Genomic DNA, 7,814 nt, shown 5'->3' on the forward strand with positions numbered 1-7,814 from the left:
ATTTGTAAAATATCAATTTATGCATAAATTGATACTTTTTAAGTATTATAGATATGGAGCTCAGGCATCTTTTATATTTTAAAACCGTTGCAGAAGAGCTTCATTTTACCAAGGCGGCAACCCGGTTGTTTATCTCGCAACCACCTTTAAGCCGGCAGATTAAAGAACTCGAAGAAGAACTCCAGGTACAGTTATTTCTGCGGAGCAACAAACAGGTTACCTTAACCCATGCCGGTAAATACTTTAAAACTGAGGTAGATGCTTTATTTGCCAGGCTCGAAGAAAGCAAAGAAGTAGCGCGCAAAATACATGAGGGGGTAAGCGGCGAATTGAAAATCGGTTACATCAGTTCGGTGTACCAGTCGCACCTTGCCGAAATTTTAAAATCGATGCAAAAAGAATTCCCCTATCTAAAAACCAGTTTGTTCGAAGTACCTACACTTACACAGATTAAAGAACTGGAAGAGGGGAGGCTTGATGTAGGCATTTTGCGGGCGCCCGTATTATCCGGAAAATTAAAGGTAGAATCTTTGTTTTTTGATCCGTTTGTGGTGGTAATTCCTTTAACAAATCACGAATTTTTAACGGAACAAGCCTTTGCTGATTTTTTAAAGAAGAGTCCATTTATTTTTTTTAATAAGGACTTTGCGCCGCATTACAATCAAAAACTACTTGAAATTTGCCAAAGAATGGGCTTTACACCCGATATTACCCATGAGGCCAACAATGTGCATTCCATTTTGCAACTGGTAGAAGCAGGGTTGGGTGTATCTATTTTGCCTGCATCTTTAAAAAAGCAATATGCGCAATTGAAAGTATCTTTTATTACGCTTAATGATATCCCGGTGAATACAGAAGTGGTGCTGGCTTACAAAGAATCCGGTCAAAACCCTGCGCTGGAGTGGTTTATCGCGCATTATAGAGATAATAACCATTGCCGGAGTAGGCGATATCACCATTAATGCTGATGGCAGTTACACCTTCGGTCCTTCAGCTAATTATAGCGGTGCAGTTCCGGTAATTACCTATACCATAGCCGATAATGCAACCCCGGCGCTTACGGCAACAAGCACCTTAACCATAACCATTACACCGGTAAACGACCCGCCAGTATTAACCGATTTTGTTAAAACAGGATCAGAAGATACCACAGTGCCTTTCGCAACGACTGATTTTACAGCTAACTATAATGATATAGAAGGAGTTGCTCTGTCACAGGTTAAAATTGTCAACTTACCTGCAAACGGTGTGCTAAAACTAGGAGCGAACGATATTATTGTCGGTCAGCTCATTAACCTGGCCGATTTGAGCAACATCAGCTTTGTGCCTAATGCCGATTGGAATGGTACCACTACCTTTAACTGGAATGCCAGCGACGGTAATTTGTTCGCTGTTTCAGACAAAACCATCACCATCAACATTGCTCCGGTTAACGACGCTCCTGTAGCAGGAGATGATATTGCCACCACCCAGCTCAATACTGCTGTAAGTGGTAATGTTTTAACCAACGATAAAGATATAGACAATAGTACCTTAGCTGTAGGCAGTTTTAGTGTAAACGGTACGCCCGGCGTAGTAGGTACACCTTTCACCATAGCAGGCAAGGGGGAAATTACATTAAACGCAAACGGAACTTACACCTTTACGCCAGATCAAAATTACCTTGGCGGTTTGCCAGGCATTGTAATCGATTATGTCGTTACCGATAATAACGGAGGTACAGATAATGGTACCTTAACCATTACGGTAATCAATAACAACCTGCCGCCGGTTGCCCAGGATGATACCGGCACCATGGCAGAAGATGGCGGAACTTTAACGGCCAATGTAATTACAGGAGCGGGAGCCGATACCGATCAGAACACTCCTCAGGATCCAATCACTTTAGTGAGATTTAGCATTGCGGGCATCTCGGGACAAAACAACGTGCCTGCAGGCGCTGCAGGTGCAAGCCATGTCATCCCGAATGTGGGTACCATTAAAATGTACAGCAATGGAAATTACGAGTTTAGCCCTGTACTTAACTACAACGGTACTGTACCAGCCATTCATTATACCATTGCAGATGATCCGTCTGCCAGAGCAGGCAATACAGCTACATCAGCCGAAGCAAGTGCAACGCTAATCATCACGGTAACGCCTGTTAACGATGCGCCAACCGTAAACGTTGAAACGGAAACCTTAACAGAGGGCTCTACCGGCTTGAACAAAAACCTGTTGGTAAACGATAGCGATATCGATGGTGACAACCTGACTATTACTTCTATATCTGTTGCAGGTATGCCAGGTCCGTTTGCTTTAGGTGCAGATATCACCCTTACCGATACTCATGGCAATACAGCAACGCTTAATATCCAGTCAAATGGTAACTATACCTTCGTACCATCAGCTAATTACAACGGCACAGTTCCGGTAATTACCTACACGGTTTCTGATGGAAACGGAGGTGCCACCAACGGAACATTGAGCATCACTGTAAGTCCTGTTAACGATCCGCCGGTAGTTGCCGATATTGATAAAACAGGTGTAAATGCAGGGGCAGAAGATACTCCGTTAGCATTTACCACAAACAATTTTACCGATAAGTTTACCGATATTGATGGCGACGCATTGGTTAACATCAGGATTGAAACTTTGCCGGCAAATGGCAGGTTGCAAATTAACAACGGAGGTACCGTTACTGATGTTACCGTTGGACAGGTAATTCTGCTTGCAGATTTAGACAAGCTCACCTTTGTGCCGGATGCCGACTGGAACGGTACAACCAGCTTTAAATGGAACGGATCTGATGGCTCGTTATATGCCCTTACCGCAGAGGATGTGTTCGTCGAAATCAAAGCCGAAAACGATAGTCCCCTGGTTAATAACGAAACGGAAACCATCCCCGAAGACTCGCCCGGAATTATCAAAACAGCTGCTGCAGGCTTGTTAAGCAATGATAGCGATGTAGATGGAAATCCTTTGGCCATTACTTCTTTCAGCATAGCTGGATTTGGCACTTATCCTGTAACACCGGGTGTATCAGGCGCATTTGATATTCCTAATGCAGGCAAAATCACCATCGAAAGCACCGGTGCCTACAGCTTCGTTCCTGTAGCAAATTATAACGGAAATGTGCCGGCAATTACCTATGTGGTTAACGATGGCCAGGGCCAGACCAACTCTACAGCCAACGGAACATTAAATATTAATGTAACAGCGGTAAACGATGCACCGGTAGCACAGGCAGATAATGGCACAACCAGCGAAGACCAGGTTTTAACAGTTAATGCGCTGGCTGGTTTATTGGCTAATGATGCCGATGTGGATGGTCCGGTTACGGTTACTGGTTTTACCGTATCGGGTATTACAACAGTGGTATCGCCGGCTACAGAGGGCAGCGTTATTATTCCAAATGTGGGTACCCTTACCATCAGGGCCGATGGAAGTTATACTTTTGCCCCTGTAGCCAACTATGCGGGCAATGTGCCTGCCGTTTTGTACACCATTTCTGATGGAACATTAACGGCCACAGCAAACCTCAACATCAGGGTTACAGAAGTAAACGATATTCCTGTAGGTAATCCGGATGTAGCTATTATTTCAGAGGATGGTAACTTGGTTAAAACAGCTGCAAACGGCCTGTTGAGTAACGATACCGATGCAGATGGAGACGTATTAACGGTAACAGGCTTTACCTATCCCGGCATAGGAACTGTGGCGCCGGTAACCGGGCAGGCATATTTAATGCAGGATTTAACCGATCCGTTAAATCCCATTGCCTTTGGCACCCTTACCATCAACACCGATGGCAGTTACAGTTTTACACCTGCGCCAAACTACAGCGGAGCCCTGCCGGTAGTTACTTATACTTTAAGCGATGGCCGTGGTGGTACAGCTACCTCAACCTTAACCATCAATATAACGCCGGTAAACGATGCTCCTGTAGCTAAAAACGATAATGGCGTAACCGATGAAGATGTGCCGTTAACCATAACCGCAGAAAACGGATTGTTAAAAAATGACACCGACGTAGAGAAAGATGCCTTAACCGTTACCGGTTTTAGTGTTGCAGGAATAAACGATACGCCAACTCCGGGCCAGCCATTTACAATTTCCAATGTGGGTACTATCACCATCAATACCGATGGCAGTTATACTTTTATCCCAAATGCAAACTATAATGGTGATGTGCCATTAATTTCTTACAGCATAACCGATGGAAAAGGAGGTATTAGCACCGCAACACTAAGCATTAAGGTAAATTCGGTTAACGATGCACCAACAGGAACAGCCATTCCTACAGAAATTATCACCAATGAAGATACTCCGCAAAGTGCCAGGATTAATGGTGCTGACGTTGATGGAGATCCTTTAACCTATACCTTATCATTACCACCAGCCAATGGTACAATTGTATTTAATGCTGACGGCACTTATGTTTATACACCAAATAAAGATTATAACGGACCAGAAAAAATTGAGGTAACCATAAAAGATAATAATGGTGGAAGTGTGGTCATAACCGTTCCGATTACCGTAAATCCGGTTAATGATGTACCTGTAGCTACGGCTTTGCCCATCACCACCCCGGAAGATACTCCCAAAATCGATAAGGTAACTGCAACCGATGTGGAAGATAACCTGGCTGGTAAACCTTTAAGCTATGTTGTTACCACGCAACCTGCGCACGGTACAGTAACCATCAATGCCGATGGAACCTATACCTACACCCCGGTACCTGATTATAATGGTGCCGATGCATTTGTAGTTACGGTTACAGATAGTGATGGAGCAACTACAGCGGTTAACATCCCGGTAACAGTTACTTCAGTAAACGATGCGCCTGTAATTAGCGCCGTCTCAGCTGTTAATACGCCGGAAGATACTCCTCAAAACGGAAAAATTACCGCAACAGATGCTGATGGAGATATTTTAACATATACCGTAAGCACTCAGCCAATGCACGGGAAATTAACCTTTAATTCAGATGGCACCTATACCTATACCCCGGATCCAAATTATAACGGTCCGGATAGCTTCACTGTAACCGTAAGCGATAACAATGGCGGAACCGTAAACGAAACCATTCCGGTAACTGTAACGCCTGTAAACGATGTTCCTGTGATCAGCTCGCCGGCCATGATCACAGCTGAGGACACCCCTAAGAGCAGCACCATTACCGCTACCGATGTGGATGGCGATGCCCTGACTTATTTGGTAACTACCCGTCCATCACACGGAACGGTAATCCTCAATGCTGATGGCACCTATACCTATACGCCAAATTCAGATTATAATGGTAACGATAGCTTCTCCGTAACGGTAAACGATGGCAAGGGCGGATCCGCAAAGGTAACCATCCCGATTACAGTAACCCCTGTTAATGATGCTCCTGTGGCCAGCTCGCCAGCCATCAGTACAGCAGAAGATAAGGCTAAAACAGGAAAAATCACCGCAACAGATGTGGATGGAAATACGTTAAACTATACGGTTTCTACCCAGCCACTGCACGGAACGGTAATATTAAACGCTGATGGCACCTATACTTACACTCCAAAACCAGATTATAATGGTCAGGATAGTTTCACTGTAACGGTAAGCGACGGCAATGGAGGCACTACCACCGTAACCATTCCGGTAACTGTAACCCCGGTAAATGATGCCCCTGTGGCCAGTTCTCCAGCCATTAGTACCACAGAAGATACCCCTAAAACAGGTACCATAACTGCAACTGATGCGGATGGTGATGCCTTAACCTATGCAGTAACTACCCAGCCATTGCACGGAACGGTAACATTAAATGCCGATGGTACTTATACCTATACCCCAAATCCGGATTATAATGGTCAGGATAGTTTCACCGTAACAGTAAGCGACGGCAATGGAGGCACTACCACTGTAACCATCCCGGTAACTGTAATCCCGGTAAATGATGCCCCTGTGGCAAGTTCTCCAGCCATTACCACGGCAGAGGATAGCCCTAAAACAGGTGCCATTACCGCAACCGATGTGGATGGCGATGCCTTAACTTATGCGATAACTACCCAGCCATTGCACGGAACAGTAATATTAAATGCCGATGGTACTTATACCTATACCCCAAATCCGGATTATAATGGTCAGGATAGTTTCACTGTAACGGTAAGCGACTGCAATGGAGGCACTACCACTGTAACCATCCCGGTAACAGTAACCCCGGTAAATGATGCCCCTGTGGCCAGTTCTCCAGCCATTACCACGGCAGAGGATAGCCCTAAAACAGGTGCCATTACCGCAACCGATGTGGATGGCGATGCCTTGATCTATGCGGTAACTACCCAGCCATTGCACGGAACGGTAATATTAAATGCCGATGGTACTTATACCTATACCCCAAATCCGGATTATAATGGTCAGGATAGTTTCACCGTAACAATAAGCGACGGCAACGGAGGCACTACCACCGTAACCATTCCGGTAACTATAACTCCGGTAAATGATGCCCCTGTGGTAAGTTCTCCTGCAGTTACCACGGCAGAGGATAGCCCTAAAACAGGTACCATTACCGCAACTGATGTGGATGGCGATGCCTTAACCTATGCGATAACTACCCAGCCATTGCACGGAACGGTAACATTAAATACCGATGGTACTTATACCTATACCCCAAATTCGGATTATAATGGTCAGGATAGTTTCGCCGTGACGGTAAGCGACGGCAACGGAGGCACTACCACCGTAACCATCCCGGTAACTGTAACTCCGGTGAACGATGCCCCTGTAGCCAGTTCTCCGGCCATCACCACCAACAAAAACACACCGGTTAATGGCACCATTACCGCAACCGATGCAGATGGCGATCCGCTTAGCTTCGCGGTAACCACGCTTCCTGTACATGGTACTGTAGTAGTGAATCCTGACGGAACCTATACTTACACTCCTGCTAACAATTACAGTGGTACAGATGTATTTACGGTAACAGTGAGCGATGGCAAAGGCGGTACTACCACGGTAACCATTAACGTAACTGTTAATCCAACCAATGTGGCGCCAGTTGCTTCTGCACCGGCCATCACCACCAATAAAAACACACCGGTTAATGGCACCATTACCGCAACCGATGCAGATGGCGATCCGCTTAGCTTCGCGGTAACTAGACCTCCTGCACATGGTACTGTAGTAGTGAATCCTGACGGAACCTATATTTACACTCCTGCTAACAATTACAGCGGTACAGATGTATTTACGGTAACAGTGAGCGATGGCAAAGGCGGTACGACCACGGTAACCATTAACGTAACTGTTAATCCAACCAATGTGGCGCCAGTTGTTTCGGCACCGGCCATTACTACTCCGGAGAATATACCGGTTAACGGAACAATTACTGCAAGTGATGCAGATGGTGATCCGCTTACTTTTACCGTAAGCACCCCGCCAGCGCACGGAACGGTAACCGTAAACCCTGATGGTACCTATACTTATACCCCAACTGCGGGTTACGTAGGTAACGATACCTTCACTGTAACGGTAAGCGATGGCAAAGGTGGTACCACAACGGTAACTATCCCCGTAAATATAACCCTGGTAGCAGCACCAGCCATAAACTTTACCAAAGTAGCCACCAACAGCGTAAGCAAAGTTGGCGATGTAATCAATTACAACATTGTAGTAACCAACACGGGTAATGTAACTTTAACAAATGTTGCGGTAACCGATGCAGGTGCCGATGCAGGATCAATCACTCCTGCAGGCATTGTCAGCTTATTACCAGGTGCAAGTGTAACCGTAACCGCTAAACACACCGTTACTTTAACCGAGGTGAATGCAGGTTCGTTTACCAACCAGGCTTCAGC

The 7,814-nt window shown here is 45.6% G+C and carries 2 protein-coding genes; both read left to right on the forward strand.

Annotated elements, in window-relative coordinates:
• The first annotated feature begins 53 nt into the window (after positions 1–53).
• Positions 54–962: a LysR family transcriptional regulator gene (locus ACTJKC_RS21980; protein WP_440795347.1), complete on the forward strand. Its 909-nt coding sequence runs from the start codon at positions 54–56 to the stop codon at positions 960–962.
• Positions 958–7,814, forward strand: a 6,857-nt coding sequence (locus ACTJKC_RS21985) for a tandem-95 repeat protein (RefSeq protein WP_440795353.1), incomplete at its 3' end; no start/stop codon positions are given. The genes ACTJKC_RS21980 and ACTJKC_RS21985, both read left to right, overlap by 5 nt.

It is taken from the genome of Pedobacter sp. 22226 (assembly GCF_052045455.1).
In the GTDB taxonomy this organism is placed as follows: Bacteria; Bacteroidota; Bacteroidia; order Sphingobacteriales; family Sphingobacteriaceae; genus Pedobacter; species Pedobacter jeongneungensis.

Excerpts from the sequence above, each read along its gene's own strand:
- ACTJKC_RS21980 (WP_440795347.1), top strand. The coding sequence starts at position 54 with ATGGAGCTCAGGCATCTTTTATATTTTAAAACCGTTGCAGAAGAGCTT.